16 protein-coding genes and 1 pseudogene are annotated in these 19,510 nt (G+C 44.5%); 15 read left to right on the plus strand and 2 right to left on the minus strand.

Features of this window, described 5'->3' with window-relative positions:
* Positions 1–14 precede the first annotated feature (14 nt).
* The gene (locus ACO6S0_RS04675; protein WP_422350845.1) at positions 15–749 is read right to left on the minus strand and encodes a hypothetical protein; all 735 of its coding nucleotides are present in this window, start codon (positions 747–749) and stop codon (positions 15–17) included.
* A gap of 230 nt (positions 750–979) precedes the next feature.
* On the opposite strand from ACO6S0_RS04675, the pseudogene ACO6S0_RS04680 reads away from it, so the two are divergent.
* The 11 genes and pseudogenes from ACO6S0_RS04680 to ACO6S0_RS04730 form a co-directional block, all read left to right on the plus strand.
* Positions 980–1,373 (plus strand): annotated as a pseudogene (locus ACO6S0_RS04680) (DUF932 domain-containing protein); the annotation flags it as partial.
* A 162-nt stretch (positions 1,374–1,535) separates the two neighbouring features.
* Complete coding sequence (locus ACO6S0_RS04685; RefSeq protein WP_422350846.1) at positions 1,536–2,198, plus strand: metal-dependent transcriptional regulator; 663 nt, start codon at positions 1,536–1,538, stop codon at positions 2,196–2,198.
* Between the two features lie 218 nt (positions 2,199–2,416).
* A complete protein-coding gene (locus ACO6S0_RS04690) occupies positions 2,417–3,616 on the plus strand; it encodes a di-heme oxidoredictase family protein (RefSeq protein WP_422350847.1) in 1,200 nt (399 codons plus the stop codon).
* A 1-nt stretch (position 3,617) separates the two neighbouring features.
* Positions 3,618–4,052 carry a ubiquinol-cytochrome c reductase iron-sulfur subunit gene (locus ACO6S0_RS04695; RefSeq protein ID WP_422350848.1) on the plus strand — a complete coding sequence of 145 codons (435 nt, stop codon included), beginning with the start codon at positions 3,618–3,620 and terminating at the stop codon, positions 4,050–4,052.
* Positions 4,049–5,272: a hypothetical protein gene (locus ACO6S0_RS04700; RefSeq protein ID WP_422350849.1), complete on the plus strand. Its 1,224-nt coding sequence runs from the start codon at positions 4,049–4,051 to the stop codon at positions 5,270–5,272. Before ACO6S0_RS04695 ends, ACO6S0_RS04700 begins: the two co-directional genes overlap by 4 nt.
* A 102-nt stretch (positions 5,273–5,374) precedes the next feature.
* Positions 5,375–5,770 carry a hypothetical protein gene (locus ACO6S0_RS04705; protein WP_422350850.1) on the plus strand — a complete coding sequence of 132 codons (396 nt, stop codon included), beginning with the start codon at positions 5,375–5,377 and terminating at the stop codon, positions 5,768–5,770.
* Positions 5,771–5,889: 119 nt separating this feature from the next.
* A complete protein-coding gene (locus ACO6S0_RS04710) occupies positions 5,890–10,305 on the plus strand; it encodes a CusA/CzcA family heavy metal efflux RND transporter (protein WP_422350851.1) in 4,416 nt (1,471 codons plus the stop codon).
* Between the two features lie 16 nt (positions 10,306–10,321).
* Positions 10,322–11,593 carry an efflux RND transporter periplasmic adaptor subunit gene (locus ACO6S0_RS04715; protein ID WP_422350852.1) on the plus strand — a complete coding sequence of 424 codons (1,272 nt, stop codon included), beginning with the start codon at positions 10,322–10,324 and terminating at the stop codon, positions 11,591–11,593.
* Positions 11,594–11,762: 169 nt separating this feature from the next.
* Positions 11,763–12,671, plus strand: coding sequence for an IS1595-like element ISBbi1 family transposase (locus tag ACO6S0_RS04720; protein WP_005807145.1), 909 nt, complete (start codon positions 11,763–11,765; stop codon positions 12,669–12,671).
* Positions 12,672–12,742: 71 nt separating this feature from the next.
* Positions 12,743–13,558 carry a sulfonamide-resistant dihydropteroate synthase Sul2 gene (gene sul2, locus ACO6S0_RS04725; protein WP_001043260.1) on the plus strand — a complete coding sequence of 272 codons (816 nt, stop codon included), beginning with the start codon at positions 12,743–12,745 and terminating at the stop codon, positions 13,556–13,558.
* Between the two features lie 86 nt (positions 13,559–13,644).
* Positions 13,645–13,947 carry a phosphoglucosamine mutase gene (locus ACO6S0_RS04730; protein ID WP_000251875.1) on the plus strand — a complete coding sequence of 101 codons (303 nt, stop codon included), beginning with the start codon at positions 13,645–13,647 and terminating at the stop codon, positions 13,945–13,947.
* A 175-nt stretch (positions 13,948–14,122) separates the two neighbouring features.
* Here the strand turns inward: ACO6S0_RS04730 and ACO6S0_RS04735 are convergent, their stop codons facing one another.
* Positions 14,123–15,616, minus strand: coding sequence for an IS91-like element ISCR2 family transposase (locus tag ACO6S0_RS04735; protein WP_001120888.1), 1,494 nt, complete (start codon positions 15,614–15,616; stop codon positions 14,123–14,125).
* A 174-nt stretch (positions 15,617–15,790) separates the two neighbouring features.
* Between ACO6S0_RS04735 and ACO6S0_RS04740 the strand changes: the two genes are divergently transcribed.
* From ACO6S0_RS04740 to ACO6S0_RS04755, 4 genes are read left to right on the plus strand one after another with little or no spacing between them, the layout of a single operon-like run.
* Positions 15,791–16,129 carry a P-II family nitrogen regulator gene (locus ACO6S0_RS04740; RefSeq protein ID WP_076547108.1) on the plus strand — a complete coding sequence of 113 codons (339 nt, stop codon included), beginning with the start codon at positions 15,791–15,793 and terminating at the stop codon, positions 16,127–16,129.
* A 16-nt stretch (positions 16,130–16,145) separates the two neighbouring features.
* Positions 16,146–16,568, plus strand: coding sequence for a Fur family transcriptional regulator (locus ACO6S0_RS04745; RefSeq protein ID WP_422350853.1), 423 nt, complete (start codon positions 16,146–16,148; stop codon positions 16,566–16,568).
* A 44-nt stretch (positions 16,569–16,612) separates the two neighbouring features.
* Positions 16,613–16,960: an STAS/SEC14 domain-containing protein gene (locus tag ACO6S0_RS04750; RefSeq protein ID WP_422350854.1), complete on the plus strand. Its 348-nt coding sequence runs from the start codon at positions 16,613–16,615 to the stop codon at positions 16,958–16,960.
* Positions 16,961–16,969: 9 nt separating this feature from the next.
* Positions 16,970–19,495: a heavy metal translocating P-type ATPase gene (locus ACO6S0_RS04755; RefSeq protein ID WP_422350855.1), complete on the plus strand. Its 2,526-nt coding sequence runs from the start codon at positions 16,970–16,972 to the stop codon at positions 19,493–19,495.
* Positions 19,496–19,510: the final 15 nt, after the last annotated feature.

Genomic DNA, 19,510 nt, shown 5'->3' on the forward strand with positions numbered 1-19,510 from the left:
AAAACTGCTCGGTTTTAGAGGAAGATATAAAAGTCAGTAATTTGATTATCGATGTTTTTTCCTTTTGCCTTCATTTTGGACAATAAAAGGGGGAGGTAATTATACGAGAAGTTAAGTACTTCTTTGTTGGAAATTTGTGGGTGTTCTAAATCGATACAATTCACTTTAAAGTTTCTGGATGCCTTACTTTTATAATCCACAATAAGAATGTCCACTTCTTTGAATTCCCTTTTTTTCCTCAGATATTGCAAGGTACAATACTCGGTAATGCCTTCATTTATAAAAGTATTTTCAAAAACCAAAGATTCCCCTAACCAAAAATGCAAAGTCTCATGAACAATCGTTTTTTTATTGAAACTTGTATCGGTTAAAAACCTTTGGTTCAAGATTAAAAGGTTCCCTGTCTTCTTCCCTGCTTGATTACCTTGGAAAGGAAGAAAAACTATTTCAGGTTTCATTTTTATCTTTCCATACTGTTTTTCAAAATCAGAATAAGCCTTTTCAAATACTGTGATAATACTATTAAACCCATCCATAAATCTGTTGGGCTCCAAGAGCGAGAATACACTTGTATCTTTCAATTCATTTTCAAGTATTTGCCTTTCTTTTTGGAGAAGTAGTAGGTCATAATAATATTCTATTGCCAGAGCTTTTATTGCAATCCATTTCTTTTTATGTTCTATTGTCAGTCTTTTTTGCTTTGCATCTTCAATCTTTTTATCCCATTTTAATCTATTAAAAAAATTCAATGGCTGGGGTATATTAATGTTTGATCATGAAGCAGAGTATGAGATTGACCTATCGTTATCTCCAAAAACATCTAATCTTCTAAGGGAATTCGAGACACTAATTTTACCTCCCGTAAAAGGGATTTTTTGGGAGACACCCAAACTGACCCTTGAATTGGCAGAGTTAGATTCTCTGAATGCAAATGAACCGTCAGGTTGTACTACATCTGTAATTGATTTACTATATGGGGGTGGACCCTCGAAGAGGACTTGAAAATGTCATCATCTCCAAGGGAAAGATTGTGAGCGTGGTCTCGAACAGCTATGTCCACATTCCAAATGAACTGTTTTTCAAAAAAGCTGAGCAGCTATTGATGGATGTCAATCTGAAATACCGGAAACGCACCATTAACAAAAAAGACAGGTCTTTACATTACCAATTTTATAATCGAGGATGACAACCAATTCTCGGTAAGGAAGGCAGAAAGCCAGATATTACCAATGCTGCGTTTCAAGAATTCCTATGATGGGAGCGAACAAGCTTCCAGGCATTTTGGGTTTTATAGGGAGGTATGCACCAATGGGCTGCACGTTGCCCAAGCAGAAATAGCGTTTTCGATAAAGTCATTGCTTCGGACACACCTATTTACATATTTTATGGCTACCTGCCATTCAATAGTTTGCTTTACAAAAATCAAGTAAGTTCCCTGAAACTGATAATTTATTCCACCAACAAAAATGTTAGGCACACCTAAAACTTTTGTTGTCGGCCTATATTGGTACAGCTGCAATTGTTATATTTGCCTTATGGACTCCTTAGTAAAAGAAAACTATCTGAAAGCACTGTTCTCCCTGTCCAATGATAAAGGAGAGGTCAATGTTAATGAACTTTCCAAACGGTTGGGCATAAAAATGCCCTCAGCGACCAATATGATCAAGAAGCTTGCGGAAAAAAAATTGGTTCATTATGCAAAATATAAACCCGTTAGATTAACCGAAAGGGGAAAAAATGAAGCCATACACATTATCCGTAAACATCGCCTTACGGAAATGTTTTTAGTGGAAATCATGGGATTTGGCTGGGAGGAAGTCCATGACATTGCAGAACAAATAGAGCATGTAAAATCGCCAAAATTCTTCAAAAAGATGGACGAAATTCTCAGGTATCCTTCCTTTGATCCCCATGGATCTCCAATTCCGGACATAAATGGGAATATGGAAGGAAAGCAATATCGTAAGCTTAGTGAATGTGTAAAGGGAAAGAAGGTGATATTTAAAGCTGTTGAGAATTCTTCAGAGGAATTTTTAAAATTCCTAAACAATAAGGATTTGTTCTTGGATACTGAAATAGAAATTCTTTCCGTGGAACCTTTCGATGGAAGCTTATCCGTTTCCTATGGGCAAGGGCAAAAACAAACACTAAGTAAAATAGTTGGTGACAAGATACTGGTCACGGATAAGATCCTTTAGAGTATGTGAAACCATTCTTTATAAACTTTTTTGATAGGTTCTAATTACGCAATCTCAATCCACTATTACTCCTCACAATCATTTACAATTATTGAGTTCTTTCCAATAAATCAATAATTAGTCTAAACTATATTTATATTTTATATATAGTAAAAATATTTGTTAGGCATAACTAACTTTAATATATTTGCTTTTCTAAATTTTTAATCGGACAAGAAATGTCACTTGAAAATAAACTATTTCACAAAATCTTGGTCCTTGGATTGTTATTTGGATCCTGTGATAAATATGAACCCATTGCCCCTCTTGAAGAAGAACTTTTGGATGGCCCATTGGAGGGGTTGACCTCTGCACAAAATGCACAATTTTTAGCGGGGGACATTGCGTTCAATGACGATGTATTCACTTCCCGATCGGGATTGGGGCCTATTTTTGTGGCCACAAGCTGTGCCAGTTGCCATGCAGGGGACGGAAAGGGCACCCCTTTTACAACCCTTACACGTTTTGGGCAGACGGATGCCACCGGAAACCAGTTTTTGCATTTGGGAGGCCCGCAGATACAGAACAGGGCACTGCCCGGTTATGAGCCTGAGACGATTCCCAATGGGGCCACTTTTTCAAAATTCACACCTCCTGCCGTTACCGGTCTCGGTTTTTTGCAGTACGTGACCGATGCCGACATCATGGCCATGTCGGATCCCAATGACGATGACGGCGATGGGATATCCGGCGTTCCCAATTGGGGGACATTGAAAGAATATCTGGATCCTTTGGACAATGCGATAGCCCAGGACGGAAAGTACATCCACCGCTTCGGAAAAAAAGCGGCGGCATATGACCTGCTGCAACAGACCGTGGATGCCTACAACCAGGATATCGGTATTGCCTCTTCCTTCGACCCAAAGGATGTGTATTCCGGTCTGACCATTGACCCTGAGGTGTCGGATAAGACCATCCGGGACGTGGTCGCGTACTTGAACACCCTAAAGGCTCCCATTCCCAGAAATCAGGAAGCATCGAAGGTTCAGAACGGAAAGTCTCTTTTCTCCCAGATAAACTGTGCCTCATGCCATAGACCGGAACTGGTAACCGGGTATTCCCCCATCGAAGCGCTCTCCCATAAGACATTCCAACCCTACTCGGATCTTTTGTTGCACGATATGGGGCCCGGTCTGGATGATGGTTATACCGAGGGCAGTGCCCTGACCTCTGAATGGCGGACACCACCGTTATGGGGACTCGGGCTATCCCCCACTACCCAGGGCGGGCAATATTTCCTGTTACATGATGGCAGGGCCCATAGCATTGAAGAGGCCATCCTAATGCATGGTGGGGAGGCTGAAAATAGCAAAAACCAATACCAAAACCTGACCCAATCCGAGAAAAACGACCTTATCAAATTTTTGGAATCCCTATAGAATGGATAGAAAAGAATTCATAAAGACCTGCGGATATGCCTGTCTTGGGGCCTCTTCCATAGCGATACTGCTACAGGGATGTGTTGCTACAAAAAGCATTACGGTCCCTATTATTGGGGACCATCTTGTCGTTCAAAGGACGGATTTCATGAAAGGCGAAAAAGCCGTTGAATACCTGATCGTGGACAACGGGCAATTACAGTTTCCCATTTATATATTCCGGTTTTCGGAAACGGAGTATACGGCACTCTATCTGCGGTGCACCCATCAGGGGAACGAACTGAGCGCCTATGGCGATAAACTGGTCTGCTCCGCACACGGCAGTGAATTTGACAACAAAGGGAATGTGGCCCAAGGACCCGCCAAGGAAACCTTGAGGTCCTTTCCGGTGCAGATAACCGACCAAAATATCCTTATCTCATTAAAAAAAGCATGAAACACCTCATTACTACATTACTATTGTTATTTGCAACAGCATTACAGGCCCAGATAGACTCCACCCTTATCAAGAGAGCCCAGTTAGATACAACAAAACAAGGCCTCAATATGGATGCAGTCTACGACCGTCCTTTTTTGAGCTTTGGAAAGGTCCCTGTTTCCGTGGGCGGTTATGTGGAAGCAAACTGGCAGCACCTGGGAACGGACGGGGTTTCCGAGGGGCATCAGTTCCAAATGCGCAGGATGACCCTGTTCGTATCCTCTTCCATTGGCAAAAAACTCAAGTTCATGAGTGAGGTGGAGTTTGAGGAAGGCGGTAAGGAAATAGCCATAGAGTTTGCCTCCTTGGATGTGGAGTTCCTCCCTTTGCTGAACCTTCGGGGCGGGATCATCATGAATCCCATAGGGGCCTTTAACCAAAACCACGATGGCCCCAAATGGGAGTTTACCGACAGGCCCATCTCTGCCACACAGATGCTTCCCGCTACCTGGAGCAATGCCGGGTTCGGCCTATTTGGGAAGACCTATCGCAAGGACTGGATGTTCGGTTATGAACTGTATCTGTCAGGAGGGTTCGATAACTCGATCATAGACAATTCGGAAAACAAGACCTTTCTGCCTGCCAGCAAGGAAAACGGGGAACGGTTTGAGGAATCGGCAAGTGGCACACCGTTGGCCACGGCCAAAATAGCGGTAAGACATAATACCTTCGGTGAGATCGGACTATCCTATATGGGGGGCATCTACAACACCTTTGAAGATGATGGCATTGCACTGGACAAAAAAAGAAGGGCCAATGTATATGCCATTGATTATAACCATACACTGCCAAAGCTCAACACCTATATAACAGGTGAATGGGCCTGGGTACAGGTGGATATCCCCAACACTTATACACAACAATATGGGAATAAACAGCACGGTGGTTTTTTGGACATTGTTCAACCTGTCCTGAAGCGAAAAATGTTGGGCTGGGACAGTGCCACCCTGAACTTGGCATGCCGGTTTGAATACGTCGATTGGAACGTGGGAGCCTTTAACGAGACAGGGGACGAAATCGGCGATGAGATATGGAGCATCATGCCGGCCATCAGTTTCAGGCCATCCCCACAGACGGTATTCCGCCTCAACTATCGCATCCAAAGACAAAAGGATATTTTGAACAACGATCCCGCAAGAACAGGAGGTTTTATTTTTGGAATCTCATCGTATTTTTAAAAATCTCCAATGGACCATATGGTTGACCGGCTTAGAGATTGGCCCTCTTTTTAAAACTTGCACAATCTGTGCATCCATTAATTTGTATCTTTGTCAAACTTTATGAAAATAATTTTTTCCATATCAATGTCTATTTTATTCTTTTTTCAGGGAATCAGCATAGATATGGACTTTTGTGGGCCAATTAAAGAAATTTCAAGTATTATTACCCATTACCAGGACCATAAAGTTTATGGCGACTCTTTCCTTGAATATGTAGTTGAGGATTACATCGATAACGATGCAAAAAATGAAGGGCATCATAATAACCCAGATAAGGAGAATACACCAGTCCATTCCCATCATCAATGTTGTCATCCTTTAGTATTAATTATTGAGAACAACAATTCGGCTTTAACCAATCAATTAAAGTTTGAAGATAAAGAGCAGTTTAATTTATATACAATCAACTTCAATTCCAGATATCTGGAATCCCTTTTCCAACCCCCTCAAGTATAATTCAGTTTTTTTTAAGGATAGCTAAATCCTAACGTAATGCTTCTCAAGATAAGCATTGCTTTATAAATGCGTTGCATCTATTCGCATCGTAAGTTTTAAACTGAATTAACACATTTTCTATGATTAACAAAATCATTTCATTTTCCATCAATAATAAATTTATTATTGGCTTATTTATAGTGGCATTGGTTGGCACGGGCATTTGGTCTATGGCCACTATAAACTTGGGTTCTGTACCCGACATAACAAACAACCAAGTACAGGTAATAACCGTGGCCCCAAACTTGGGGACAGAAGATATAGAGCAATTTGTTACCTATCCCGTAGAATTGGCAATGGCAAATCTTCCTGACGTTATCGAACTGCGTTCGGTGTCCCGTTTTGGCCTTTCTGTGGTTACCATTGTCTTTAAGGATGAGGCAGGAACCTATCTGCCAAGGCAATTGGTACAAGAAAAATTAACCGAAGTTGCCGGAGAAATCCCCGAAGGTTTTGGCACACCTTTTATGGCTCCCATAACAACAGGTCTGGGCGAAATTTTTCAATATACCTTAAAAGTAAAAGAAGGCTATGAAGACAAATATGACGCAATGGAGCTTCGTACCATCCAAGATTGGATTGTAAAACGCCAAATGGCTTTAGTGCCAGGCGTAGTCGAGGTCAATGCCTTTGGAGGTTATGTAAAACAATACGAAGTTGCCATAAACCCTGATAAACTAAAAAGTTTTGGCATTACAATGAATCAGGTATTTGAAGCTCTTAAAGTGAACAATGCTAATACCGGTGGTGCTTACATTGAAAAAAATCACCAAGCCAATTTTATCCGTGGCGAAGGGCTGGCTCGAAGTATCGCCGATTTGGAAAACACGGTTGTGACCACTCAAAATGGAAGCCCTGTCTTGGTAAGGGACGTTGCCGAAAAAGTGGGTTACGGAAACCAAGTGCGTTATGGTGCATTTACCCAAGATGGGCACGAATCTGTAGGCGGACAGATTTTGATGCTTAAAGGCGAAAGCCCTGGTACTGTGATAGAAAATGTACAAAACCGTATTGATGAAATACAAAAATCCTTGCCGGAAGGTGTATATATAGCACCGTTTTTAAGCCGAAGTGAATTGATTGGAAGAACCACAAGTACCGTAGAAAAAAACTTGATTGAAGGTTCGCTGATTGTGATTTTTGTTTTGGTGTTATTGTTGGGAAGCTTCCGTGGTGGTTTGATTACAGCTTCGGTAATCCCATTATCATTACTCTTCGCATTTATTTTGATGAAACAATTTGGTGTATGGGCAAACCTAATGTCATTGGGTGCAATCGACTTTGGAATCATCGTGGATGGTGCGGTAATCATTGTTGAAGGAATGGTATTCCATATCCATCAACGGATGAAAAAAACCACTACTGCCATAGGTCAGCCCGAAATGGATGAAATAGCCTACGAATCGGCAAGTACGATGATGAATTCGGCATTTTTCGGACAGCTTATTATTCTTATCGTCTTTACACCGATTCTCTTTTTAACTGGTGTGGAAGGAAAAATGTTCCGTCCAATGGCTTTTACCTTTGGATTTGCTGTTTTGGGAGCGATTATCCTTTGTCTTACTTACGTCCCAATGATTTCGTCGATGTTCCTAAAACCAGCAAAGAACCAAAATGGTTGGTTTGCTAAGTTTGAAAATAAAATTGATAGGTTCAGTGATAAAATAATGTCTGGACTTAATAGAGGGTATGTGCCATTGCTCAATTTTGCTCTTCGCTTTCGGGCTGGTGTCGTTATAGGCGCAGTTACCCTACTATTAATCGCAGGATTTATCTTCAGCAATATGGGTGGCGAATTTATCCCAAAATTCGATGAGGGCGATATTGCATTCCAAGCGTTGATAAAACCGGGAAGCAGCCTTACCGAATCCATCGAGGCTTCAAAAAAACTTCAAAATTTAATCAATGAATTTCCAGAGGTAAAAACCGTAATTTCAAGGATTGGGGTTGCCGAAATACCAACCGACCCAATGCCTATGGACATTGCGGATAGCTATATTATTCTTGAAAAAGATAAGAGCAAATGGACTTCAGCAGATAGTAAAGAAGAACTCATAGAAAAAATTCAGGAAAAAATTTCAGTTGTTCCAGGCGTAAATTTCGTGTTTACCCAACCTGTAGAACTTCGTTTTAATGAATTGCTTACAGGTGTTCGTGAGGACGTGGCCATTAAATTGTACGGAGAAGATTTGGGCGTTTTGGCCGATAAGGTACAGGAAATCGCTGCGGTCATCAGAACCGTTCCCGGAGCTGCGGACCTTAATGTGGAGGCAACAAGCGGCTTACCTCAAATGACGGTGGAATACAACCGCGCAAAAATGGCACAATACGGTGTAACCGTGGATAAATTGAATGATTATGTAAGTGCCGCCTTTGCAGGAGAAGAGGCAGGTGTAATTTTTGAGGGCGAAAAACGGTTCGATGTGGTTATCCGATTGGCAAAGGAATTTAGACAAGACATCAACAACCTTAAAAATCTTTATATCGATTTGCCAAATGGAGCGCAGGTACCATTAAAAGAAGTGGCGGAAATCAGTTATAAACCCGGACCGATGCAAATTTCAAGGGACAACACCTCCCGTCGTATTTCGGTGGGCGTAAATGTACGTGGTCGCGACGTAAAATCGATGGTCGAGGAAATACAGCAAAAATTGGAAGCACAGGTAAAATTGCCACCTGGTTATTTTGTAACCTACGGAGGTTCGTTCGAAAACCTACAACGTGCATCAGACCGATTGATGATTGTAGTGCCTATTGCACTTTTCTTAATATTCATATTGCTTTATTTTGCCTTGAGTTCGTTCTCACAGTCGGTAATGATTTATATGGCAGTGCCTTTGGCGGCCATTGGTGGCGTATTTGCTCTTTGGATAAGGGGAATGCCATTTAGTATTTCGGCAGGCGTTGGTTTTATCGTGCTCTTTGGAGTTGCGGTTTTAAACGGATTGGTACTGATAAACAAATTCAATGAATTAAAAGAAAGTGGAATGACAAATTTAAAAGATAGAATATACGAAGCCACCCACGAGCGTTTACGCCCAATTTTATTGACGGCAACCGCAGCCATTATGGGCTTTATCCCAATGGCGGTTTCTACCTCTGGTGGCGCGGAAGTGCAACGACCTTTGGCAACAGTAGTAATTGGTGGACTCATAACAGCTACCTTCTTGACATTGGTTGTTATTCCAGTCCTTTATTATTGGCTGGAATCACGAAAAGAAAAGAAAAACAATGGTGGAGATGTAAGCTATATTAAAACATCAACCAATATTGTAACCGTTTTATTGATGATGGGAGGTTTGATGGCTTCTGGCACTTCATTTGCCCAAGACATCAATCAAGATGGTACAATTCCAAAGACCTTGACCATTGATGAGGCTATTGCTATGGCTAAACAGAATTATCCATCACTTAAAGAGAGCCAAGCATTTATTGAACGGGAAAAGGCACTAAAGGGAACGAGTTTTGACTTTGGTAGCACTCAAGTTTTTACGGGCAAAGAAGAATATGGAAATAATCTTCCTGGAGTGCAGACAACCGTTGGTGTGCAACAGGGCAACATTGATTTGCTTTCCGGTTTTTCAAAATCGAAGTTTTACAAAGAGCGTATTGCCTTGGGAGAAAAGTTTTATGTGGCCAGTGAACAACAGTTGGTTCGTAATGTGATGCAGGCCTATGACCAAATTAATTATTATAAGGCACAGTTGCGTTTTGCAGACCAATTGGACAGTATTTATGCCAATTTTAAGACCGCTGCCCAACTTCGGTATGATACCGGAGAAACAGGCAAATTGGAATTTATTTCGGCATCTTCCGAATTTCAACAGATTCAAGTGTTAAGGCAACAAGCCTATGACGATATTGAAATTGCCAAACGTGCCTTAAAACAATATTTGGGAACGGATGAATCCATTGAGACCATTAATGAACCATACAAAACATTGGATTTTATGGTGACATTGGATTCCACTTCGGTGGCCAATAACCCAATGTTGCAATATGCGTTGCAAAATGCCGAAGTAAGCAAGGCAAATGTGGGTGTTGAGAAATCACAATTCCTGCCAAAATTCAATCTATCATATGGCAGGCAGGTTGTGGATGACGTTTCAGGCTTCAACACCTATCAGGCGGGTATTAGCATTCCGCTATGGTTTTTTCCGCAGAAGTCAAGGGTAAAAGCAGCAAAGGCAGACGCAATGGTAGCAGAGAATCAATATTTGGAGCAAAAGGCGGTTACAGAAAGTCGCGTGTCGCAATTGACCAAATCCCTTGAAAAAACAAAGAAGATTTTGCAATATTACGAAGAAGGCGCACTATTGTTGGCAGAACAGCAAATTACCACAGCGCAATTGGCATCCAAGGAAGGCGAAATAGATTATGTCAATTATATCACAATTCTCAACAGTGCCATCAGAATCAAACAAAACCATTTGCAATACATAAACCAGTTTAACCAACAATCCATTGAGATACAATATCAATTGGGAAATCTATAATCTTAAAAAAAGAAAAATGAAGAATATATTATTAGTAAGCACCGTACTATTTACACTTATGTTTATGAGTTGTAATGATGCCCCAAAATCTGAACTTGGGCATAACGAAGCCGAAGGCGTATCAAAAACCAATGAAGCTGGGGAAGATGCACACGGCGAGGAAGTCCACAATGAAGGAGAAGAAGATGCACACGGCGAAGAAGGTCACAGCGAGGAAGAAGGCGTTGTGGAACTTACAAAGCAACAGGCCGAAACCATAGGTTTGGAAGTGAAACCTTTGGAGGAACGCAATTTAGGAAACAACATTAAGGTAACGGGAACGCTGGAGCTTTTCCCACAGGACAAGGCGAACATAAGCCCTTTTGTTGGTGGAAATGTGAGTTCCATAAAAGTAATCCCTGGAGATAACGTAAAGAAAGGTCAGGTGCTGGCCTATATAGAACACCCGGATATCATTGCAATGCAACAGGACTATCAGGAAAAAAATGACGAACTGGTCTTTTTGAAACAGGATTTTGAACGTAAGCAGACGCTATATGACAAAGGCGTTTCTTCGGGTAAGGAATTTCAAATGGCTCAATCAAAATTTCGTTCCACCACATCCAGCGTCAATGGTTTGCGGTCCCAATTGAGACTGCTGGGAATTAACCCGGACAAAGTGGCGGAAGGACAGATATATTCCGCTGTTCCCATTACCACACCCATAAGTGGTTATGTGGATGAAGTAATGATTAGCCTTGGCGATTACGTGGCACAACAATCCAAAATGTTCTCGATAAGCGATAATTCAAAAATTTATGTCAACTTCAAAGTCTATGAAAAGGACATAAAGCAAATCAAGAAAGGGCAACAGATATATTTTTCAACGGCCTCTCGCCCAGATGAACTGCTTAAAGCAACCGTTCGGTCTATAGGTAAAACTTTTGAGACAGACCCAAAAGCCATAGAAGTTCTTGCTGATATAGAAAATAAGGATAAAAACCTATTGCCGGGTATGTACGTGGAAGGGCGCATAGTGCAGGGCGAGAAAAAGGGTTTTGCCGTTCCGGAAGCCGCCATTATAAAGGAAGGCGAGCAATCCTTTATTTTTATCTTGGATGAAGATGAGGAAATGGAAGTAGGCAAAATGAAATTCAAAATGATACCCGTAACGGTTGGTATTACTGATTTAGGCTTTGTTGAAGTCAATCTTCCTGCCGAAGTTTCAAAGGATGCCAAAGTGGTCATAAACGGAGCTTATAACCTGTCTTCGGAAATGGTAAAAGGCGAACTGGAACACGGACATTAATTCAATAATAATCAAAGGTTTTGATTCCGAGCTTGTTATCGTCTTAATTAGTTAGTTAAAAATTAAAAAACAGGCTCGGTTCAAAATCGATAAAACATAAAAATATTTTCTGATTCTCCGCAAACACACCTAATATTTTTAGTATATTAGCGCTCAAAAAGCAGGGATTATGAACATATTCAGTTTTACGGCTCATTTCGGTTCGGAGGAAGATTGTCGTTTGCATTTCAAGGAGCAGCGTGATAAGGAAGGGGTTGTCTGCAAGCGATGCGGGGGCACTTCCCATTATTGGTTACAGGGTAAATGGAGTTATGAATGCAAAGGTTGCCGTTTCCGCACCTCGTTGCGCAGCGGTACGATCATGGAGAGCTCCAAGCTGCCGTTTCTGGTGTGGTACAAAACGATGTTCCTGATGAGTTGCACAAAAAAGGGATTCTCCACCAACGAACTCCAGAAGCAATTAGGATTGAAGCGTTACGAACCGGTATGGGCGATGGTACACAAACTCCGCAGGGCGATGGGCAACCGGGATGCAAGGTATACACTGGAAGGGATGATAGAACTGGATGAGGGTTACTTTTCGGTGGCCAGTAAGGAAATCGAGCGAGGCAAGGGTACACGTGGCCGGGGAGCCGAGGGAAAGCAGAACGTTGCGGTGATGGCCGAAAGCACCCCGTTGGAAGATATCGAAACGGGCAAAAAGGAGAAGCATGTGCGTTATTTCAAGGCCAGGGTACTGGATAGCCATCAAAGTGAAGGAATCAACGGCGTGGTCAGGGACTGCATGGAGGATGATGCCATCGTATTTTCGGACAAAAGCACTTCTTACGTTGACATCTCCGATCTGGTGGAATTGCACGTCACCGAGAAATCAGACGCCAAAACCACCAAGGAAACACTCAAATGGGTGCATATCGCAATCAGTAATGCAAAACGGACATTGCTGGGCAACTACCATAAAATCAAAAGGAAATACTTACAGTTGTATCTCAACGAGTTTATTTACAAATTAAACAGACGGTATTTTGGAGACAAACTCTTTGACAGACTAGTAATTGCGAATATAACAGGTGCATAAACGGATAATCAGAATCTTTAAACATCCTAATTAACTACCTGCGGATTTTAGGTATTATTATAGAAGCCCCCATGAATAAATCGCTCATCATTTTCGGCATCGTCAACATAACCTCGGACAGTTTCTCCGATGGAGGCCGGTATCTGGCGCCAGACGCAGCCATTGCGCAGGCGCGTAAGCTGATGGCCGAGGGGGCAGATGTGATCGACCTCGGTCCGGCATCCAGCAATCCCGACGCCGCGCCTGTTTCGTCCGACACAGAAATCGCGCGTATCGCGCCGGTGCTGGACGCGCTCAAGGCAGATGGCATTCCCGTCTCGCTCGACAGTTATCAACCCGCGACGCAAGCCTATGCCTTGTCGCGTGGTGTGGCCTATCTCAATGATATTCGCGGTTTTCCAGACGCTGCGTTCTATCCGCAATTGGCGAAATCATCTGCCAAACTCGTCGTTATGCATTCGGTGCAAGACGGGCAGGCAGATCGGCGCGAGGCACCCGCTGGCGACATCATGGATCACATTGCGGCGTTCTTTGACGCGCGCATCGCGGCGCTGACGGGTGCCGGTATCAAACGCAACCGCCTTGTCCTTGATCCCGGCATGGGGTTTTTTCTGGGGGCTGCTCCCGAAACCTCGCTCTCGGTGCTGGCGCGGTTCGATGAATTGCGGCTGCGCTTCGATTTGCCGGTGCTTCTGTCTGTTTCGCGCAAATCCTTTCTGCGCGCGCTCACAGGCCGTGGTCCGGGGGATGTCGGGGCCGCGACACTCGCTGCAGAGCTTGCCGCCGCCGCAGGTGGAGCTGACTTCATCCGCACACACGAGCCGCGCCCCTTGCGCGACGGGCTGGCGGTATTGGCGGCGCTGAAAGAAACCGCAAGAATTCGTTAACTGCACATTCGGGATATTTCTCTATATTCGCGGTTCAGCAGGCATGTCCCCTTTGAGGGCGACCCGACGACAGGATAATCGACCTTATGGTGCGCAAATATTTCGGCACAGACGGTATTCGTGGCAAAGCCAACGAAGGCGCGATGACGGCGGAAACCGCCTTGCGCGTCGGCATGGCGGCTGGCCGTGTCTTTCGTCGCGGTGACCACCGCCATCGTGTCGTGATCGGCAAGGATACGCGCCTGTCGGGCTATATGCTTGAACCCGCGCTCACAGCCGGTTTCACCTCGATGGGCATGGACGTATTCCTTTTTGGCCCGCTGCCGACAACGTATAGGAAGAATAAACGCCCTTTTCACCCAAGTCCAACAGCTTTGGACCGCAGTTGACTCTTTCGACACCCCTGCGATGCAACCCAATCCGGCTGACGGGGAGCCAGCAACGCTGAAAATTTACCCTCCTCTTTCCCACTAGCGGCTCCTTTTCCGACAACCAGCACGGCGGATCCCTGCCGCGGCGCTGTGAACGCAGCATTTTGATTGGTATCGTTGGCCTTCAGGCTCGTCAGTCAAACAGACCCAGGAGCAGCTCAGCCGGTGGCGCCCGGCTTTCGGGTAACGCCCTGGTCCCGCTGGTTTCGGCTTTGTGCTTCAGGTGATCAAGGATCTGCTTGATCACTATAGGGTCTTCAATGCAGGCGATGACTTTCATGGCGCCGCCGCAGCCGCTGCAGGTCTCGATGTCGATATTGAAAACACGCTTGAGCCGTTGCGCCCATGTCATCGACGCTCGCCGTTGTGCTGGTGTTGCCGGTTCATCAGCCACCCTGACCTTGTTGCCCCTGCCCCGTTTTGCCGGCGTGACCAACGCCCGGTGCCGACTGTTGGGTGCGAACACCCCGTGGAAGCGGGTTAGGTTGACTCTGGGCTTCGGTACCAGGGCGGCCAGCCTTGCAATGAAATCCAATGGTTCGAAAATGACGTGCGTGGTGCCGTCCCGGTACGGCGTCTTGAGCTGGTAGCGCACGTTGCCGCCTCGTGTTAACGACAGCCGCTTCTCGGATACCGCCGGGCGGCTGATGTACCGGCACAGCCGTTCGAGCTTCTTGCGTTCATCGGCCCTGGCCGCCACGCCGGCGTGCAGGCTGGACCCGGCTACCTTGCCAATCCCGTCACCGAACGGATCACCACTGGTCGGCAGAGTTTGCAAAGTGAACACCTTTCGCCCCGCCTGTGAACCGACAGCGATACGGTAAGTGATCGAGTGCCCCAGCAGGGGTGTCATCGGGTCGTCATCCACCGCATCCGAGGCCAGATAGCTGTTTTCGACATCCCGTTCCAGCAGGCCTTGCCGTTCCAGATAGCGACCCACCCGGTGGGCGATGGTGTGCGTCAGCTGGGTGAGCTCTGGGCTGGTCGGCGCCTTGACCCAGCGGAAACGCGCTGAGCCGTGGGATTGCTCGACATACACACCGTCGAGAAACAGCATGTGGAAGTGAACATTCAGATTGAGCGCCGATCCAAAACGCTGGATCAGGGTGACCGCGCCCGTCTTGGCCACTTGGTGGGTATGGCCCGCTTTCTTGACCAGGTGCGTGGCAATGACGCGGTAAACGATGCCCAGCACCCACCCCATGATCTCGGGCCGGCTGGCAAACAGGAAACGCAGCTGAAACGGGAAGCTCAACACCCACTGACGCATGGGTTGTTCAGGCAGTACTTCATCAACCAGCAAGGCGGCACTTTCGGCCATCCGCCGCGCCCCACAGCTCGGGCAGAAACCGCGACGCTTACAGCTGAAAGCGACCAGGTGCTCGGCGTGGCAAGACTCGCAGCGAACCCGTAGAAAGCCATGCTCCAGCCGCCCGCATTGGAGAAATTCTTCAAATTCCCGTTGCACATAGCCCGGCAATTCCTTTCCCTGCTCTGCCATAAGCGCAGCGAATGCCGGGTAATACTCGTCAACGATCTGATAGAGAAGGGTTTGCTCGGGTCGGTGGCTCTGGTAACGACCAGTATCCCGATCCCGGCTGGCCGTCCTGGCCGCCACATGAGGCATGTTCCGCGTCCTTGCAATACTGTGTTTACATACAGTCTATCGCTTAGCGGAAAGTTCTTTTACCCTCAGCCGAAATGAGCCGTAAAACTGAATATGTTCATAATCCCTGCTTTTTGAGCGCTAATATACTAAAAATATTAGGTGTGTTTGCGGAGAATCAGAAAATATTTTAAGATGAAAGAAATAAAAGCATTTATAAAACCGAACCGAATCCAAAGAGTCATTGAAGCATTGTCAGATAATGGGTTTGAAAGTATGACCCTTTCACAAGCAGAAGGCACGGGCGCATTCAAGGCAAAAGGTGCAAGACCGTCGCTGGATTTTCACGTGACAGATAGTCCAGTGGTTAAGCTGGAACTGGTCTGTCAAAATGAGGAAGCCCAAGCGGCCATTGAAACAATTATAGCCAACGCCAAGACCGACGGGCCTGGAGATGGCATAATTTATATAGCTAATATAGAAGATGCCTTCCACATTAAAACAGGAGATTCCTTAAAACGTTACGACCTGTAAATCTTTTTCGCAACAAATGGAAAAAATAGTTCAATTTCTAGAAAGCAAGGGAATACGGCCTACTGCAATGCGACTTATGACCTATAAGCGGTTGGCAGAGTTGAATGTGGCCATCAGCCTTGGCGATTTGGAAAAAGATTTTAAGGTCAGTGAAAGAAGTACCCTATTTAGGACTATAAAAGCGTTTGAAGAAAAAGGTATTGTGCATCAAATCGAGGATGGTACGGGAATTATAAAATACGCCCTTTGCGAAGAAAATTGTGAATGCGAGGTCGGCAACGACCTTCATTTGCACTTTCATTGCAACAATTGTAATGAAACGGTCTGTTTAACAGAACATAAAATCCCTCATATCAACTTGCCTGATGGCTATATCACAGAGGACATTAACTTGGTGGTAAAGGGTATCTGCGAAAAATGCAGTGGCAATTTGGATTAAACCTTTGGTTTTTAACTTCAATTATCATTTATAAATAATGAGCAATGATAACAATCTATAAAAAAAAGGCTACTGTATATATGGTAGCAGAGAATAAGCTGGATGCCAAGGATTATGAAAACTTGATACCGGTCTTAACAGAACACATAAATGCATATCAGGAAGTGTTCTGGTACATTGAAATGCAAAATTTTGAAGGTGGGACAGCAGAGGCATATTGGAAGGAAATTGAATTAAACTTTCCAAATGAAAAGCATTTAAAGCGTGTTGCTTTGGTGGGTAGCGTTAAATGGCAAGAGCAATTTACCGAGGTATTGCTTCCTTTTTCAGAAGCCCATATAAAATTTTATAAGACCGAAGAAAAAGACGATGCCAAAGAGTGGATAAAATAAAAATAAAAAATGGAAAAACTACAACTAAAAATACCGGTCATCCTTCCGCAAGTTCCTAACGAAAAAGATTCTTGTGTTGAAAGGCTTATTCAAAAACTACAAGCTAAAGAGGGCATCGAAAAAGTGCACATTGCCGATGCAAACGGAGATGATGTGCCACAGCTCTGTTTTCATTATGACCCAGATATCATTTCCATTGACCGCATTCAATCCCTCGCCGAAAGTACTGGTGCCGAGATTACCGAAAAATACGGGCATTTGCTCATTGAAGTTAAAGGAATCAGACACACAAGACAGGCTCGTTCCATAGAGAAAAGCCTTTTGGCAATCAATGGAGTTTTGGAAGCTTCCGTTTCAGGCTCTGGAATGGTACGACTTGAATTTGATAAAAAGCAAACAAATTTTGATGAAATAAATAAACAAATTGAAAAAGAAGACCTTCAGATTCAACGCAGTGCTTCAAACGAAAATGATTACACCGAAGCATCCAAAAAACAAGAGCGTTCAAAGAAGGAAGAGACTAAAGAGCAAACTTCCACAGAGGGACACGAGCACAAAGAAGGCGAGACCCACGAGGAAGGAGAAGAGCACGCCCACGGTGGTATTTTCGGTAAAAATACGGAGCTTATTTTTTCCATTATCTGTGGGGCACTTCTCGGAATAGGTTTCGGCCTTTCCTATGTGGAATCCATCCCAGATTGGGTCAGTCTTACTTTATACATTGGTGCTTACTTTTTCGGTGGTTTCTTTACGGCCAAGGAAGCAGTACAGACCGTTGCCAAAGGCGGTTTTGAAATTGACTTCTTAATGCTTGTCGCAGCCATTGGTGCAGCCATTCTGGGAGAATGGGCAGAAGGTGCATTGTTATTGTTCCTGTTTAGTTTGGGGCACGCCCTTGAACATTATGCTATGGAGAAAGCCCGAAAGTCCATTGCGGCACTGGCAGATTTAGCACCAAAAACAGCATTGCTCAAAAAAGATGGCAAGACAGAAGAAGTCGAGATTGAAGAATTAAATATAGGCGATATCATTGTAGTTAAGCCCAACAGTAAAATATCCGCAGATGGCGTCGTGGTCAACGGAAAAAGTAGTGTCAACCAGGCACCTATCACAGGGGAAAGTGTACCTGTGGACAAAATTCCTGTGGAAGATACAGGCAAGGACTATTCAGCAGACGATGATATCAAAGATGAAAACCGAGTTTTTGCAGGAACCATCAACGGTAATAATACTCTGGAAATAAAGGTAATCAAAGAGGCCAAAGACTCTACGCTGTCCAGACTGGTCAAACTGGTCAACGAGGCGCAGACCCAAAAATCCCCTACCCAACTGTTGACCGACAAGTTTGAAAAATACTTTGTACCATCCGTATTGATACTGGTTGGTATCCTACTCTTTGCCTTTCTGGTCATTGATGAACCGTTTAGTGCCAGCTTTTACCGTGCAATGGCGGTATTGGTAGCCGCCAGCCCCTGTGCACTGGCTATTTCAACACCAAGTGCTGTATTAAGCGGGGTTGCAAGAGCGGCTCGTGGCGGGGTACTTATCAAAGGTGGGCGACCGCTTGAGGATTTAGGGGTCATTACCGCTTTGGCTTTTGATAAAACGGGCACACTTACCGAAGGCAAGCCCAAACTTACCGAAGTAGTACCACTGGGGAATATTGAAGAAAATGAACTGTTAAAGATAGCCGTTGCCGTTGAAAACTTGAGCGACCACCCTTTGGCCAAAGCCGTCGTAAGGGATGGGAAAGAGCGTCTGAAAGGTAATGATATTACCGATGCGTCAGATTTGGAAGCGGTTCTCGGAAAAGGTATCAAAGCTTCTTTGGGCAAGGATAAAATCTATATTGGAAACCTTGACTTGTACGAAGACCTCGATGAAGCAAAACCATCCGAAGATATATCGAATAAAGTAAAAGAACTTGAAGGTGGTGGAAATACCACAATGCTCATAAGAAGGAACAAAGAATATATAGGTATCATCGCCCTGATGGATACCCCACGGGAAGCGGCCAAGGAAACCCTTAAAAAATTAAAGGAAATCGGTATTAAGCGGATGATAATGCTAACCGGAGATAATCAAAAGGTTGCCGATGCCGTCGCTAAAGAAATTGGCTTGACCGATGCTTGGGGTAGCTTGTTGCCTGAAGAAAAAGTGGATGCCATCAAAAAATTAAAAGAACAGGAATCCAAAGTCGCAATGGTAGGCGACGGTGTGAACGATGCCCCTGCAATGGCAAACAGCACCGTAGGTATCGCAATGGGTGCAGCGGGCAGTGATGTGGCATTGGAAACAGCTGACATTGCCCTAATGGCCGATAAACTGGAAACCCTGCCCTTTGCCATAGGTTTGAGCAGGAAGGCAAAGACCATTATCAAGCAAAACCTTTGGGTCAGCCTCGGTATTGTGGCATTACTTATCCCATCGACCATTATGGGTTGGGCCAATATCGGTATTGCAGTGGTCATCCACGAAGGCTCAACGTTACTGGTGGTTTTTAATGCCTTAAGACTTTTGGCTTATAAAAAATAAATTTAATAAAAAGGG

This window comes from Flagellimonas sp., from assembly GCF_965233845.1.
GTDB lineage: Bacteria > Bacteroidota > Bacteroidia > Flavobacteriales > Flavobacteriaceae > Flagellimonas.